The organism is Paenibacillus eucommiae, assembly GCF_017874215.1.
GTDB lineage: Bacteria > Bacillota > Bacilli > Paenibacillales > NBRC-103111 > Paenibacillus_AI > Paenibacillus_AI eucommiae.
Genome location: NZ_JAGGLB010000002.1, coordinates 1 through 13,681 on the forward strand (window position 1 = coordinate 1; position 13,681 = coordinate 13,681).

Consider the following 13,681-nt stretch of genomic DNA (forward strand, 5'->3'; position numbering starts at 1 on the left):
TTCTTAATATGCTTGGGATTAGCCAGGGTTAATTTGCAGCTAGTCTCCAGCACATTCCAGACCGGCTTCCAGAAAACACCTGTACTTTCCATGGCCACTTCTTTACATTCGTTTTCCGTGAGCCAGTCCTGCACCTGCAACAGTTCTTTTGTTGTGGTACCGAACGTTCGAATTTGTGGGCGTGGTTTTATATCCAGAGGACCTCTCAAGATACAAACGACAACCGTTTCCTGATGGATATCCATGCCCGCACAACATGCGCGTACAGCGTCCATTTCCGTTCCTTCTTTCCTAGAATATAACAAATCATGCGCCCGGGAGGTGAAAGTTTATACACGTTCTTAGGTTACAATTGGCGGTGCTCGAGGGTCGCAATAGGACGGGTTTTTCAACAGGATCAGTCCCAGTACATCGTCCGTCCTTTGATTTGTTATCTTTTATTCTTGACGGTTCTTTCTTTTAAAAAACCTTTGCTAGAACCCCTATTTTCATTCTTGGTGGTGACGTCGGCTACGAACGTCATGGATGGTTTTTCATCGCTAAAAGCACTAGGTCCTCTCCGCAAACTTGATTTAGCGATGTTTTTCATCGTTAAATCCCTGTTATCCACCCTGAGGGGGCCATCCGACCTCTTTTTGCGATGAAAATCATCGTTAACGCGACGGATTGATCTGGATTCACTTGTTTAACGATGAAAAACATCGTTAAGTAAAGCAACTCGCTCCATATGAGTGAGGGGGGGCTACTACTGAGGTGCTACAGGGGTGCTTCATCGGTGCTTCATCGGTGCTTCATCGGTGCTTCATCGGTGCTACTGGGGTGCTACAGTAATACTACAGTGGTACTTGAATTTAGGCTAGATAAAACAAAAACCCCTTTCGCAGCTCCAGAGCGTGCAAAGGGGTTTTGTCTATTATTCAGCTTGAGGAAGTGGCTGATCCGCACTCCATGTATAAGCAAATGATCTAGCTGGTACAAAGAAAGAATTCGTTACCAGCAGCTCCCGCAAATCCTGATCAGGTTTCAGGGAATTCTGCAGCGATTGAGCTTCTATCAGCTTGGCGATATCAAGTCCATAATCAAGAGCTACGACTCCAGTGGATTCTTGAATGATATAGTTAAAATTGGTTTGACGGTTGAAAGTTGATTTTACATTAGGATCCTTCATACCGGTCTTGCTAAAATCCACATAATAGAAATCAGGTGCAATCTGGATGCTCACAGGAAGCTCGCCAGCATGCTTTTTCTGGAAATCAACAACCTGCTTATGAACCTCTTCGCTAGCTTGGTAAGCTGATAAATCCAGCAGCTTAACCTCCGGCTTGGTTTCCACATTGACAAGCACATACCTGAACACCCCGCCGTTTTCAAAGGCGTTAGCAGGGATGCTGCTCAAATAGTTGCTTTGCTGAAGCTGGCCGAAATTGATTGGATATTTCTCGTATAAGGGAGTAAGAATATCACTGTTTTTAATCGGCAGCACTCCAGTTTTCGTATGAAACTGATCGACGGCCTGCTGCACAACAGTAATAAATTCGGCTGGATTCACTTGGTTTTCCTTACGTTGATCCCCTGGATACGCGCAGCCGCTAAGCCACACAAGCATCAGGGCAGCAACCCCCAGCTTCCAGCCTGCTCGCCGGAGCATGCGTGGAATAAACACCTTCATCTGAAACCCCCTCTGTAAATGTAAATTAAGTATAGATTCTAGATCCCGTCTTCCGCTTGTCTCGCCAGTTGGGCGCGCACAGCAGCCTTCAGGGGATCTTCCGGGATAATAACCGTAACATCGCCACGGACACGAGCCTGGCAGGCCAGCCTGTAACCTTCAGCCCCCTGCTCACCAAGCTTCAGCTGTTCAGGCTGATTCATCGGTGTCAGACCGCTTTGCTCCTCCACCTTGACCTTGCACATCAGACACGCTGCTTTACCGCCGCAGCGCGTACGAATCGTTACCCTTGCATGTCTGCCCGCATCAAGCAGTGTTGTTCCCGGGCGGACGCGAATTTTTTTGCCGTCAGGTAAAAATGTCACTTCTGGTAACGTCATGTATATCCCCTACTTTAATGAATCATGTAATACGACTCCTGTTCATACCAATATGCTTATCTAATAATTGATTCAAGTGGTCCAGGAACCCTGGGCTCCAATGATTCCTCGCCAGCAGCGCCCTGAGCACCGGCATATGAAGCTCTTCCTTCTGGGCCATCGCAAGCGCGATAGCATCATACCGATCAGGCCGTTCCCGCAGCAAATTAAAGAGCAGCTCATGGGCAAGCGGCATCAGTGCAATCACTATTCCATTTACCTGAACGTTGGCTGCATGATACCGCTGTAGATATGACACCTCTACCTTATAACTGGATGCCATAGCCTGAACACTAAAAGCTCCAACCGCTTCCACTTGGATGCCAATTATTTCGTAATGGCTGAGAAACGAGCGATAAATCTCAGTTTGGCTTAACTGCATTTGATCGGTCGCATAAGAAAGAAGAGCATCATGGGTCGTCTGTACATCCTCTTCATCCATGTATACATCAACATCCCGCGGGCTTTCACTAAGCTCTACTCCTTGCAGCAAAAGTCCGCAGCTTCCTCCTACCAGCCATTTTACTTCGGTCCCCAATAGGGATCTATGAAGTGTTCCTATCACATCAAGTTGCGCGGCGGGTAGTAACAACAGCATTTACACCTTCCCCCAAATATGTTAAAAATACGGTCTATGTGTCACAGAAATCGCACCTGCTTGTTTAATTACGCATTGGCAGGCCAAGCGGTAGCCGCTCTCCAGCTCATCAGGCTCCAATCGTGCGTCCTCAGCTTCCGTCGGTTCTTCCAGAAACTCCTGCCCTTCCAGGATCAAGCAACGGCATCTGGCGCAAGTTCCCCGCGTACAGGAAAAGCCCCATTCCACTTTTGACTTCAAAGCCAAATCCAGAATTGTAAATCCTGGTTCAGGCTCTACTACTGACTGTTTGTTTCGTGCCTTAAGCTGCAGCATCGCCTAACCTCCTAGAACATGGATAACAGCATATAGATAAGAATCGGAACAAATAAAATAAAAGCAATAAAGGATAAGATTACTCTGACAACGCCCTTAGTACGGGTTCTGGCATAAGAAATTAATAAAGAAGCAACAACCATAAGTCCAATAGCTACAAATGAAGCCCACATTTTATCCATACTTGACATAATAACAATTACTCCCATTCCTGAATGTCACTAGCTTATGCCTGATTATATCATATGGGCAAAGAAAAAACATAAGCGCTGCACCCCCGCTTATGCCTAAAAAGTTAATATTTTGTGTCATTCAGCTTACTTCTTACCGAGCATAGCGCCCATCAGCTGCTGCAGATTGCCTGAATCGAGTTTACTGCTTTTAACAGCTTGAATGATTTCATTTACTGTATGTTCAGGCACCTTAACATTAACAAGATCGGATACTCTCTTGATCAGTTGTCTGAGCTCCGCTTCACTTTTCATCGTAGAAGGCTTTACTCCGCTGGCCAGCTTTTGAATATCCTTCTCAGAAACGGCTTTCCCCGTTTTCTTCTTCACAACGTTCAGAACGTCTTTGGAAACGTCTTTATTCGCCACTTTCCCGCCTCCTAATCCCTAGGTGAAATGATCCAACTAGAGTATAGTATGAAGGCCAGTAAAGAGTGGTGTAGGCTAATAGGCCCGCATTGTTAAAGAGATATTCAAATTTCCTCCATTTCGTGCTTTCTCAGGCGCCCCATTAAATCTTCCACTGCTATCTTGGGTGACTTCCCTTCAAACAGTACACTATAGAGCTCATCTGTTATAGGCATACTAACCTTAAAAAAACGAGAGAGCTCATAAGCTGCCTTCGTAGTTTTAACGCCCTCTACAACCATTCCCATCTCTTTGAGCACTTGCTCCAGAGGTTCTCCCTGAGCGAGCATGTAACCAGCCCGCCAATTACGGCTATGCTTGCTAGTGCAGGTTACGATCAAGTCACCCAAGCCTGCCAAGCCTGCAAAGGTTTGCGCGTTGGCCCCCATAGCTTGACCCAGTCTGGCGATTTCAGCCAGGCCGCGGGTCAGCAATGCTGCTTTGGCATTATCTCCAAAGCCAAGGCCGTCGGTGAGCCCTGCTCCAAGTGCAATAATATTTTTGAGCGACCCGCCAATTTCTACGCCTGCAATATCAGGGTTCGTATACACACGGAAATATGGATTGATGAACAAGTCCTGCGCTGCTTCCGCAGCATCCAGGTCATGAGCGGCAACCACAACAGTGGTTGGGCATTGCCGGATAACCTCTTCAGCATGACTAGGCCCGGACAGCACCACAATCCGTTCTGCCGCGATCTCTGGGAGCTCGTCGCTGATAACGGCTGACATCCGCTTAAGCGTACCCGTCTCAAACCCCTTCGTCGCATGAATAAGCAGCATTTCTTTCGTCAAGAAGGGGCGAATTTGTGCAGCAACCTCACGCATGCCAGACGATGGAACAACCAGCACGGCTGCCTGGGCATTGAACAGAGCCTCTTGTAAAGAGCTTGTTGCCTTAATCTGTGGTGAAAGCTCCGTCTCTCCAAGAAACCTGCTGTTTCGATGTTTATCGTTTATTTCTTTTACCTGCTCTTCGTTCCTGGACCACAGCCATACTTCCTTGCCATTGTCCGCCAAAACCGCAGCAAGAGCCGTCCCCCAGCTTCCTGCTACCAGCACTGCAACCTTGTTTGACAAAGTAGTTCCTCCTAAGAGTTTTGCTAGAGCAAAACTTACTTCGTAATCAATGGCTTCCTAGCCTTTTATCAACAGGCCAAGTCCTTCAAGCTTTCTTTGTGCCTATCTTGTTTTCTTTACCCTGCAGCAGTTTGGCAATATTAGCCCGGTGTCTGGCAAATGCAAATATGGCTACGATGACGCTGAACCACAGGATCTCAACCGGACGGCCCATTCCCCAAAGAAAAAAAGGTAAGATTGCAGTTAGCAGAAGGGAACCGAGCGACACATAGCGGGTGAGTGCAATAATAGCTATAGCAAGCAGTCCGGCAAAAAGTGTTGGAAGAAAAGCTAGAGTAGCCATGACCCCGATGGTCGTGGCAATACCTTTCCCCCCTCTGAAGCCAAAATACACAGGCCAGTTATGACCGATAATTGCGGCCAAACCACATAATACAGGTATCCAAAGGTTATCGCCACCAGCCCATTGTCCAAGCAGCACAGCAATGATTCCTTTTAGACCATCTAGTAAAAGTACAGTAATTGCCGGTCCTTTACCCAGCACACGAAGTGTATTGGTGGCCCCTGCATTCCCGCTTCCATGCTTGCGGATATCAATTCCCTTGAACCACTTACCGAATAAATAACTAAAACTGATTGAACCTAATAAATAGCCGACTGCTATAGCTACAATTGAGAGCAATCGCTTCTCCCCCTAATCATCTGATGATTTCCTCCGGGTAAACAGCCGGATAGGTGTGCCCTCGAAACCAAAAGCAGCCCGTATTTTATTTTCCAGATATCGCTCGTAAGAGAAATGCATCAGCTCAGGCTCATTGACAAATAGCACGATGCTTGGAGGCTTCACCGCAACCTGGGTCACATAATTAAGGCGAAGACGCTTCCCTTTGTCCGTAGGAGGCGGATTATAAGCAACTGCGTCCGAGACAACATCATTGAGCATATGGGTTTGCACTCTGAGTGAGTGCTGCTCAGCTACCTGCATAACTACGGGAAGCAGCTTCTGCAGTCTTTGCTTAGTCTTGGCAGATACAAAGACGACTGGCGCATAAGACATAAATAAGAAGTGATCGCGGATTTTTTGTGTGAACTGCTGCATCGTCTTATCATCTTTGTCTACAATATCCCATTTATTCACAACGAAAATAGCGGCTTTCCCCGCATCATGGGCATACCCGGCAATATGCTTATCCTGCTCGATGATGCCTTCATCCCCGTCAATTACAATAAGGGCAACGTCTGCTCTCTCAATCGCCTTCATCGCACGCATGACGCTGTACTTCTCTGTGTTCTCATATACACGGCCGCGCTTACGCATACCTGCCGTGTCAATAATGACAAATTTCTGCCCATCACGTTCAAACGGGGTATCGATAGCATCTCTTGTAGTTCCGGCTTCCGAACTTACAATAACCCGCTCTTCACCAAGAATCGCATTAGTCAGCGAGGATTTACCGACATTGGGTCGTCCTATCAGAGCGAAGCGGATTACTTCTTCACCGTACTGCTCGTCTTGATCATCGGGAAAATGCGAAGAGGCTGCTTCCAATAAATCACCGATACCAATGCCGTGTGAACCGGAAATACCGATAGGCTCACCAATGCCCAAGCTGTAAAACTCATAGATTTCGTCCTGACGCTGTAGATTATCCACCTTATTGACAGCTAAAACAATCGGTTTTTTCGAGCGAAACAGCAATTGAGCCACTTCCTCGTCCGATGCGGTAACACCTGCTTTGGCATCAACCATAAAGATAATGACATCCGCTTCTTCAATCGCAAGCTCAGCTTGCGCCCGCACGGATTTAAGCAGTGTGTCATCCCCGTCAATTTCTATTCCGCCGGTATCAATAACGCTGAACTCCCTGTTCAGCCATTCACCGCTTCCATAAAGGCGATCACGGGTTACTCCCGGTTTATCCTCCACAATCGCAAGCCGATCACCGACGATTCGATTAAAAATGGTCGATTTGCCGACATTAGGTCGGCCTACTATAGCAATAATGGGTCTGGCCAATTTCCTTTCAACTCCTTAGAATTCCATTCTTAAATGGAAAAATTCGCAATCTTCATCATAACAAAAAAGCATCTGCTTGGCTATCCCAGAAATGCATCCTTCCCATATTTCTTCAGGCATGCTTCACGATTACCATCGTTCCATTCTTCAAATCATGCACATTAGCATCAAGTATCTTCTCCAAAATCAAAGCTGTAAGCTGCTGCTCTTCCTCATCCTTCGTAATAAAAATCGGTGCCCCGCCACCGACTTTATCCACATCCATGGTTACGATAGCCATAATTTTCGACATCTTCTTCATGCCTTTCTCTTTTGGTTTACTTTGGCTTCCGAGGGCATTCGGACTGCACTTTCCAGCACCGGAATTCGTTCTAGAGCCACTTTAGCTTTATGAGCATCCCGATCTTGTGGCAATATAAACAAAGCCAAAGCGCCTGTCTTCAAATTCAGCTTAGCCATAGGCATCAAGGCCGGTTCTCCTTCATCCCTGTACACGCCAAGAATTGTTGAAATATCATGCAAAATAGCCTGCCTTTGACCCAGGTTGGAGAGCGTAACCCGGCTGTTCATATTTTTCGGAGTTACCAGAAAGCCAAGCGAATGCTCACGAATAAGCTGCCTGTTTTGCTCTAGGCCTACATTCATGATGTAGACTTCGCCCACATACAAATCGGGTCCTTCTATACGAACTTCTACGGGCACAATGTCGGCGATTTTTTTAATATTTTTCCCTGTCTTGTAGTAATTTGCCAACAAAATCGATAACAGACCCGCAGCTATCCCCCAATACCAAGCAAACACAATACTGAAAAGTGTCGCCACAAAAGAAGAGAAAATAACCAAATAATTTCTCCCTTCAAACACCATGGCAATCCCCTCTATGTAAGCAGCGCCTCTGGGAACCAGCTCCAGGTTGTCAATTTGGGTAAGGCTTTGGCGTTCCATATTGCGCACTTCTCTGAACTGCTGAGCGGCAAGAGCTAAGAAAGTTATTGCCGTATAATCCTTATCCAGCAATGCAGGAACAACTACCGCACCCAGACCGGCAGCAATGACGCTCAGCGAAAGATGGACAATTTTACCGTGAGGGTATGTTGGATACTGTCTATAATCCGTCCGCAGCATATTCAGTCTGGATAAAATACCAAAAACCACGCCTACGATAATTCCGAGTGTATAGCGATGCGTTAACCAATCCATTACTTGCGCCAGCCTCCCTTCCATGCTATCAAAGCTTTACATACAGCCTTAAATCCTTTGACTAACGATTCCAACAATAGTGTAAAGGTCCTTGCAGCGAAAACAGAAAGCCACCAGCCATCCTGGAAGGAAGCACCGCCGAAATAAAGGGGTTGATGCATAGAATGAGCAAGCACGGAATATATTTCGCCTATAATTATCCCTAAGGAAAGACTGGCGATTTGCTCCCACAATCTACGCTCCAGAAGAAGTACAACACATACAAGAAATAACACTGCATCCAACTGGGGGCTAACTACAGCCATCATCGGATCCATAGCGAGAATTTCCATCGCCAGAACATGAAAAGAACCCAACAACAACCCGATTGAAAGCAGATGAAGCTTGCGAAATAAGCCTTTGGTTTGAATAATAATACCTAAACTTAAGACGGAAATACCTGCAAATACCCAATTAATTTGAACTGCGGGAAGTTTAATTTCAAACGAAAACAAGAGTATCCAGCCAATAAAAAAAAGAAGTATTCTGTTTTGCGATATACTCCTTACGTAGATCTCCTTCCAGCCGCTAGCAAATAAAATCAGCGTAATGCTCAGGAGAACAAGTGAGAGATAACCTGGATTCATAACTTTTTATCACCTAGGATCTTTAGGCTTACGCACGCAATCCGTACATAAGCTCTTTGTATCCTTAGTATGGCAAAAAATAAATTATTTACTCCAGCTGCCTCTACCTGCATATTCAGTTATGTCAATTCCGCGGGTTGTACACCATGCTGCCGTTTCACCTGAAATTACAACAGGGCGCTGCCAAAGCTGGTCCACACTCCGGACTCCCAAAGCTGTCATAATGAGGATTAGTCCTTCATGAAGCTCATCAATGAAACCCATTAAAGCATCAATGCCCTCTGATTGAATGACTTTCAAGAACGCACCTGCCATTCCTACGCCAGAAGCTCCAAGAGTAAGTGCTTTGATGGCTTCGAGCGCATTGGTTATCCCTCCGGAAGCTATAATTGAGCCTCTTGGATAAATGCTTAGCGCCTCCAGCAAAGCAACACTGGTTGTACATCCCCAATCGTTTAACCAATCCAAGGGGGCCTGCCGTCTTGCGTTTTCTATAGCAGCAAAATTCGTCCCACCCGTACCGCCAACATCCAATATATGTACGCCAATTTCTGACAGCTGTCTTGCATTTTCGCGCATAATCCCAAAGCCTACTTCTTTTACAATTACGGGTACTGACACTTGTTGAACAATGGTCTCTATACGCTTAAGCATTCCTGTAAAGCTGCGGTCACCTTCCGGCATAATGAGTTCCTGCATGACATTCAGATGAATCTGCAGAGCATTAGCTTCGATCATATCTACAGCGCGTTTTGCTTGATCCGGTAGAGCTTCACTGCCCAAATTGGCAATAATAATACCGTTCGGATTAACCTGGCGAACAACCTGGTAGCTGGAAACAACCTCTTTATTTTTAATGGCTGACATTTGCGAACCCACCGCCATGGCCAGCTTCTTCTCGCGGGCCACTGTGGCGAGCGACCTATTAATCGTCTCTGTCTCCTCAGCCCCGCCGGTCATTGCATTAATAAAAATCGGCGAACTCATGGTGAGATCGCCGATTCGGGTCGTTAAAGCAATGGTATCCGTTGAGGCTTCTGGAAGACAGTTGTGCACAAGCTTGATATCTGACAGCCCTTGCCGTCCAGATTGACCAAGCTTCAGCGCATGATGGACGTGCTCCATTTTGCGTGAAATGCGCATCCTGTGAACCTCCCTCTTGAATCACAAAACTTTATTCAATGCCTGTTTTTACTTTTTGAATTTGGACAATTTATCGCCAAAGCGCTCAGCAAGTGTGAAGGAAAGACCTTGGTTAGTGAGGGAAACATTCTCATTACCGGCAATTTCCTTCTGGTGGTTAGCACTGGAGCCGCCGCCGCCGCCGCTACCACGAGCTGGTCTTTCTCTTTCTTGCTTAACTGGAGCTTCAGGAGCCTCTTCAGTTTCCTTGATGCTCAAGCTTACGCGTTTCTCAGCAGTGTTAATTTCAAGAATTTTCGCTTGTACTTCCTGACCTTCTTGTAACGCCTCATGAGGAGTTGCAATATGACGGTGTGCAATTTGGGAAATATGCACAAGGCCTTCAACACCAGGGGCAATTTCAACGAAAGCTCCGAAAGCAGCAAGACGCTTAACGGTTCCAGTTACGATAGATCCTGCAGCAAACTCACGGTCCACTTTATCCCATGGGCCTTCCAAAGTTGCTTTGATGCTTAGGCTGATTTTATCATTAGCCGGATCTACTTTAAGTACTTGTACTTTCACTTGGTCGCCTTCTTTAACAACCTCAGACGGTTGTTCAACATGGTGCCAAGCCATTTCCGAAATATGGACCAAACCGTCAATACCGCCGATGTCTACGAAAGCCCCGAATTGTGTTAAGCGTTGAACGGTTCCGTCCAGCACTTGACCTACTTGAAGACCTTCGATAATTTTTTTCTTGCCTGCTTCAAATTCTTCGTCCAGTACATCTTTCTGGGAAAGAATCACTTTGTTCTTCTCGCGGTCAATTTCTTTCACACGCAGACGAAGCGTGCGGCCTTTGTAATCGCTGAAATCTTCAACGAAATGACGCTCTACCATTGAAGCAGGAACGAAACCACGTACCCCTACATCAACAACAAGTCCGCCTTTAACCACTTCAGCTACAACGGCTTCTAAGATTTCACTGCTTTCCAGTTGAGCTTGCAGGGAATCCCATGCCTTCTCGCTATCTACGATACGCTTGGAAAGTACCAGCTTTTCTTTTCCATCATCGATAGTAACAACCTTAAGCTCTACTTCTTGGCCCACTTCAACAGCCTGAGCCGCATTGTCAAGCTGAACGGATGAAAGCTCACGAACAGGAATGACGCCATCATATTTATAGCCAATATCAACGAAGACTTGATCCTCATCGACCTTCACAATTTTTCCCTTAACGGAATCACCCTTTTTCAGCTTAGCTACATTGGACATAGCTTGTTCTGCTTCGGATTGGGAAACTTCCACTTCTGGAGCCTCTTCGGCAGCAGGAGCTTCTGTAGCTTCAGATGCTTGAGTTTCATTAGCTTCGACTTCCGGAGTTTCACCGTTAGCTTTCACTTCTTCTTCATTATTCTGTACGTTAACTTCTTCTGACATTGCATTAGCCTCCTCAATTAACAAACCCATCAATATTATTTTATAAAGTCACAAAGTATAAGCACTAGGCAGTATACGATGCACAAAACAAACAACTGAACTATCATACTCTACTTGACTGCTACTTGCTATAATCAGCGTAAATACTGCGTATAACGACCATAATAGCATCAGTCGCTTTCTCCAGATCCTCAGAGGTTCCAGCTGCAAATTCGCTTAAATCTACAGGCTTGCCATACACAATGGTCATTCTCCGAAATAAAGAATAAGTACCTATGATTGCTACAGGAATTACAACAGCATCTGATTTCAAAGCAAGGCTAGCTGCGCCCTTCTTGCCCATTCCTCCGGCATTGCTTCGTGTACCTTCAGGAAAAATGCCCATCACGCTTCCTTCCTTTAATAAGGAAATAGCCAGACGGATCGATTCTTTGCTTACTCCTCCACGTTTGACCGGGAAAGCACCTACTCTGGAAATTAAAAATCCTAATACTGGCACCTGAAACAATTCAGCCTTGGCCATAAAATGCACCTTACGTTCTAAAGGCGTACCAAGAATCGGTGGATCCAATAAGCTTGTATGATTTCCACAAAGTATAACCGGCCCTTCTGCAGGAACGTTTTCTTTACCGATCACCTTAAGGCGAAATAGTGTATAGAAAAAAAGGCGAAATAAAAATCGGCCTAACCGGTAAAGCATGCCTACTCCCCTCCTCTGACTTTGTCTCTGCAAAGCCCGAGAATGGTGTCCACGACTTCCGGGACAGTCATTAACGTGCTATCAAGGAGCAGCGCATCATGAGCGCGGACAAGAGGAGAAATCTCTCTTTCTTGATCCATTTGGTCACGGCGCTTTATATCCTGCTGTAATTGTTCTAGCGTCACAGAGTCATCCCCGCTGCTTTGCATCTCTTTAAAGCGACGCTCGGCTCTTTGGCTGACGCTGGCTGTTAGGTATATCTTGACTTCCGCATCGGGTATCACTTTCGTCCCAATATCCCGGCCATCCATGACGACTCCTTTACCGGCAGCCATTTGCTTCTGTCTGGCAACAAGAATGCTTCTGACTTCACCCATAGCTGCTATTTCGGAAACATGATTCGTAATGGTGGTTGAGCGAATCAGCTTGGTAACATCAACTCCGTCAACCAGCACATGCTGACCTTCCGCGTGCGGTATGAGTTCAATATTCATACCCCTTGCGACGTCTGCAACTACAGATTCTTGAATCGGGAGCCGGTCTTCCTGCAGAACCTTCCAGGTTACCGCTCGATACATGGCCCCTGTATCTACGTAGATGAAGCCTAACGCTCGCGCCACCAAACGGGCAATCGTACTCTTCCCTGCTCCGGCGGGACCATCTATGGCAATGTTATACGTCTCCAAACAGCCGTTCCTCCTAACAATACCTTACGAACAAAAAAGCAGGCAGTGCCTGCTGACTCAAAAAATTATACCACAGCATAGCCTGAGATGCAAAACTTGTTCAGCTCTTAAGGGGTTGTCCCGTCTCATTAGACATCTTGTCCGGTACGAACTAACGCCGCCCCGGGAATGCCTGTTCCTTTTCCATATACGGTATGCCTTCTAAAGGCGCAACCTTGGTAAAATGCATGCTCACATAAGGAATTTGCAGCAAGGCTTGACAGCATAAAAGAAGGACAAATAAAACAAATAAAAACCGGAAAAGTACCCGCTCCACCTGCTTCGAAAACTGAATGAACAGTTCCTCGTAATCAGCCCTGTCTTCTTCTTTCATACCGCATTACCACCCGAAGTCCATATTTTGCTTCGTAGTATAACCAAAAGTTGGCAGCGGCATGCATTAATTTTTCCGAAGGTCCATTTGCCTTTCGAAACAGTAGCGAATCAGCTTCTGACGATCGCGATCCGTAATTTCAACAAACCTCACCATCGCTAATTGTCTTCCTGTTTCAAGTAATTTAACACGCACAATTTCACCCTTCAGAGGAACGTGCTCGATGGTGCCTGATTTAAATGGGACAAGAACCCAGCAGGAAATCACATAGTTAACATTTAGAGGTATGTATCCATCGCAAATGAAAGAAACTCCTCCACCCCCTACATCCTCAGTCACCGCAACGAATTGCAGCTGTTCCGAGAATTTAACGGCAATTTCAAGCTCAGCAGGCACCCGCAAAAAGCTGCGGCGTTGGATCTGAGTGATCGCCTCAGGCTCCGGTTTTTTGAGCATGATCAAACGTATTACATCTTCTCTGAAGCCGATTACGGATGTATTGAAATAATTCTTTATTCCACCTTGGCTAATATAATAAGCGCTCAGCTCATCGCCCAAATAAAGCTTCTTCAAACGCCCCGTATTTTCATTCAGCGGAATTTCCATCACGATCGCTTCGTCGGACATATCGGCAATCCTGGACTTATATTCAATCTTGGATTCTTCTTCATCAATCGAATTGATTTGCATATGCAATATTTGATTAATATTAGGAAGCAATCTTCCACCCCCATGCTCTATATCTCAGGCTAAAGTCTAAAGAACAACCTTTTAGATTATACCATGACAATTGATT

General features: G+C 46.0%; 19 protein-coding genes. All 19 read right to left on the bottom strand.

Going from position 1 to position 13,681, the window contains the following annotated elements; genetic code table 11:
• Positions 1-275, bottom strand: a 275-nt coding sequence (locus J2Z66_RS02355) for an IS110 family transposase (protein ID WP_312894352.1), incomplete at its 3' end; no start/stop codon positions are given.
• A gap of 638 nt (positions 276-913) precedes the next feature.
• Positions 914-1,669 carry a YphF family lipoprotein gene (locus tag J2Z66_RS02360; protein WP_209969575.1) on the bottom strand — a complete coding sequence of 252 codons (756 nt, stop codon included), beginning with the start codon at positions 1,667-1,669 and terminating at the stop codon, positions 914-916.
• A 38-nt stretch (positions 1,670-1,707) separates the two neighbouring features.
• A complete protein-coding gene (locus tag J2Z66_RS02365) occupies positions 1,708-2,049 on the bottom strand; it encodes a 2Fe-2S iron-sulfur cluster-binding protein (RefSeq protein WP_209969578.1) in 342 nt (113 codons plus the stop codon).
• 22 nt (positions 2,050-2,071) lie between these two features.
• A complete protein-coding gene (locus J2Z66_RS02370) occupies positions 2,072-2,686 on the bottom strand; it encodes a nucleotidyltransferase family protein (protein ID WP_209969580.1) in 615 nt (204 codons plus the stop codon).
• A gap of 21 nt (positions 2,687-2,707) precedes the next feature.
• Positions 2,708-3,001, bottom strand: a complete 294-nt coding sequence (locus J2Z66_RS02375; RefSeq protein WP_209969584.1) for a 2Fe-2S iron-sulfur cluster-binding protein — start codon at positions 2,999-3,001, stop codon at positions 2,708-2,710.
• A gap of 11 nt (positions 3,002-3,012) precedes the next feature.
• Positions 3,013-3,192, bottom strand: coding sequence for a DUF2768 family protein (locus J2Z66_RS02380; protein WP_209969586.1), 180 nt, complete (start codon positions 3,190-3,192; stop codon positions 3,013-3,015).
• A gap of 126 nt (positions 3,193-3,318) precedes the next feature.
• A complete protein-coding gene (locus J2Z66_RS02385; protein WP_209969589.1) occupies positions 3,319-3,600 on the bottom strand; it encodes a stage VI sporulation protein F in 282 nt (93 codons plus the stop codon).
• A gap of 104 nt (positions 3,601-3,704) precedes the next feature.
• On the bottom strand, positions 3,705-4,718 hold the full coding sequence (locus J2Z66_RS02390) for an NAD(P)H-dependent glycerol-3-phosphate dehydrogenase (protein WP_209969593.1): 1,014 nt from the start codon (positions 4,716-4,718) through the stop codon (positions 3,705-3,707).
• 85 nt (positions 4,719-4,803) lie between these two features.
• Positions 4,804-5,400, bottom strand: coding sequence for a glycerol-3-phosphate 1-O-acyltransferase PlsY (gene plsY / locus J2Z66_RS02395; protein WP_209969598.1), 597 nt, complete (start codon positions 5,398-5,400; stop codon positions 4,804-4,806).
• A 12-nt stretch (positions 5,401-5,412) separates the two neighbouring features.
• Positions 5,413-6,735 carry a ribosome biogenesis GTPase Der gene (gene der / locus J2Z66_RS02400; protein ID WP_209969601.1) on the bottom strand — a complete coding sequence of 441 codons (1,323 nt, stop codon included), beginning with the start codon at positions 6,733-6,735 and terminating at the stop codon, positions 5,413-5,415.
• A gap of 112 nt (positions 6,736-6,847) precedes the next feature.
• Positions 6,848-7,036 (bottom strand): capping complex subunit for YIEGIA, encoded by a 189-nt coding sequence (locus J2Z66_RS02405; RefSeq protein WP_376774355.1) that lies wholly within the window; start codon positions 7,034-7,036, stop codon positions 6,848-6,850.
• Positions 7,033-7,935, bottom strand: a complete 903-nt coding sequence (locus J2Z66_RS02410) for a YIEGIA family protein (RefSeq protein ID WP_209969604.1) — start codon at positions 7,933-7,935, stop codon at positions 7,033-7,035. The genes J2Z66_RS02405 and J2Z66_RS02410 overlap by 4 nt, the downstream gene beginning before the upstream one ends.
• A complete protein-coding gene (locus tag J2Z66_RS02415) occupies positions 7,935-8,561 on the bottom strand; it encodes a YphA family membrane protein (RefSeq protein WP_209969607.1) in 627 nt (208 codons plus the stop codon). The genes J2Z66_RS02410 and J2Z66_RS02415 overlap by 1 nt, the downstream gene beginning before the upstream one ends.
• An 84-nt stretch (positions 8,562-8,645) precedes the next feature.
• The gene (gene fni, locus J2Z66_RS02420; protein ID WP_209969610.1) at positions 8,646-9,704 is read right to left on the bottom strand and encodes a type 2 isopentenyl-diphosphate Delta-isomerase; all 1,059 of its coding nucleotides are present in this window, start codon (positions 9,702-9,704) and stop codon (positions 8,646-8,648) included.
• A 48-nt stretch (positions 9,705-9,752) separates the two neighbouring features.
• On the bottom strand, positions 9,753-10,961 hold the full coding sequence (gene rpsA, locus J2Z66_RS02425) for a 30S ribosomal protein S1 (protein ID WP_245375269.1): 1,209 nt from the start codon (positions 10,959-10,961) through the stop codon (positions 9,753-9,755).
• 286 nt (positions 10,962-11,247) lie between these two features.
• Positions 11,248-11,826, bottom strand: a complete 579-nt coding sequence (locus tag J2Z66_RS02430) for a lysophospholipid acyltransferase family protein (protein WP_209969615.1) — start codon at positions 11,824-11,826, stop codon at positions 11,248-11,250.
• Positions 11,827-11,828: 2 nt separating this feature from the next.
• Positions 11,829-12,512 (bottom strand): (d)CMP kinase, encoded by a 684-nt coding sequence (gene cmk / locus J2Z66_RS02435; RefSeq protein WP_209969618.1) that lies wholly within the window; start codon positions 12,510-12,512, stop codon positions 11,829-11,831.
• A gap of 151 nt (positions 12,513-12,663) precedes the next feature.
• Positions 12,664-12,885 carry a DUF5359 family protein gene (locus J2Z66_RS02440; protein ID WP_209969622.1) on the bottom strand — a complete coding sequence of 74 codons (222 nt, stop codon included), beginning with the start codon at positions 12,883-12,885 and terminating at the stop codon, positions 12,664-12,666.
• Between the two features lie 66 nt (positions 12,886-12,951).
• The gene (locus tag J2Z66_RS02445) at positions 12,952-13,605 is read right to left on the bottom strand and encodes a flagellar brake protein (protein WP_209969624.1); all 654 of its coding nucleotides are present in this window, start codon (positions 13,603-13,605) and stop codon (positions 12,952-12,954) included.
• Positions 13,606-13,681 lie beyond the last annotated feature (76 nt).

Excerpts from the sequence above, each read along its gene's own strand:
- J2Z66_RS02360 (WP_209969575.1), bottom strand. The coding sequence starts at position 1,669 with ATGAAGGTGTTTATTCCACGCATGCTCCGGCGAGCAGGCTGGAAGCTG.
- J2Z66_RS02365 (WP_209969578.1), bottom strand. The coding sequence starts at position 2,049 with ATGACGTTACCAGAAGTGACATTTTTACCTGACGGCAAAAAAATTCGC.
- J2Z66_RS02370 (WP_209969580.1), bottom strand. The coding sequence starts at position 2,686 with ATGCTGTTGTTACTACCCGCCGCGCAACTTGATGTGATAGGAACACTT.
- J2Z66_RS02375 (WP_209969584.1), bottom strand. The coding sequence starts at position 3,001 with ATGCTGCAGCTTAAGGCACGAAACAAACAGTCAGTAGTAGAGCCTGAA.
- J2Z66_RS02380 (WP_209969586.1), bottom strand. The coding sequence starts at position 3,192 with ATGTCAAGTATGGATAAAATGTGGGCTTCATTTGTAGCTATTGGACTT.
- J2Z66_RS02405 (WP_376774355.1), bottom strand. The coding sequence starts at position 7,036 with ATGAAGAAGATGTCGAAAATTATGGCTATCGTAACCATGGATGTGGAT.
- J2Z66_RS02410 (WP_209969604.1), bottom strand. The coding sequence starts at position 7,935 with ATGGATTGGTTAACGCATCGCTATACACTCGGAATTATCGTAGGCGTG.
- J2Z66_RS02415 (WP_209969607.1), bottom strand. The coding sequence starts at position 8,561 with ATGAATCCAGGTTATCTCTCACTTGTTCTCCTGAGCATTACGCTGATT.
- fni (WP_209969610.1), bottom strand. The coding sequence starts at position 9,704 with ATGCGCATTTCACGCAAAATGGAGCACGTCCATCATGCGCTGAAGCTT.
- rpsA (WP_245375269.1), bottom strand. The coding sequence starts at position 10,961 with ATGTCCAATGTAGCTAAGCTGAAAAAGGGTGATTCCGTTAAGGGAAAA.
- J2Z66_RS02430 (WP_209969615.1), bottom strand. The coding sequence starts at position 11,826 with ATGCTTTACCGGTTAGGCCGATTTTTATTTCGCCTTTTTTTCTATACA.
- J2Z66_RS02440 (WP_209969622.1), bottom strand. The coding sequence starts at position 12,885 with ATGAAAGAAGAAGACAGGGCTGATTACGAGGAACTGTTCATTCAGTTT.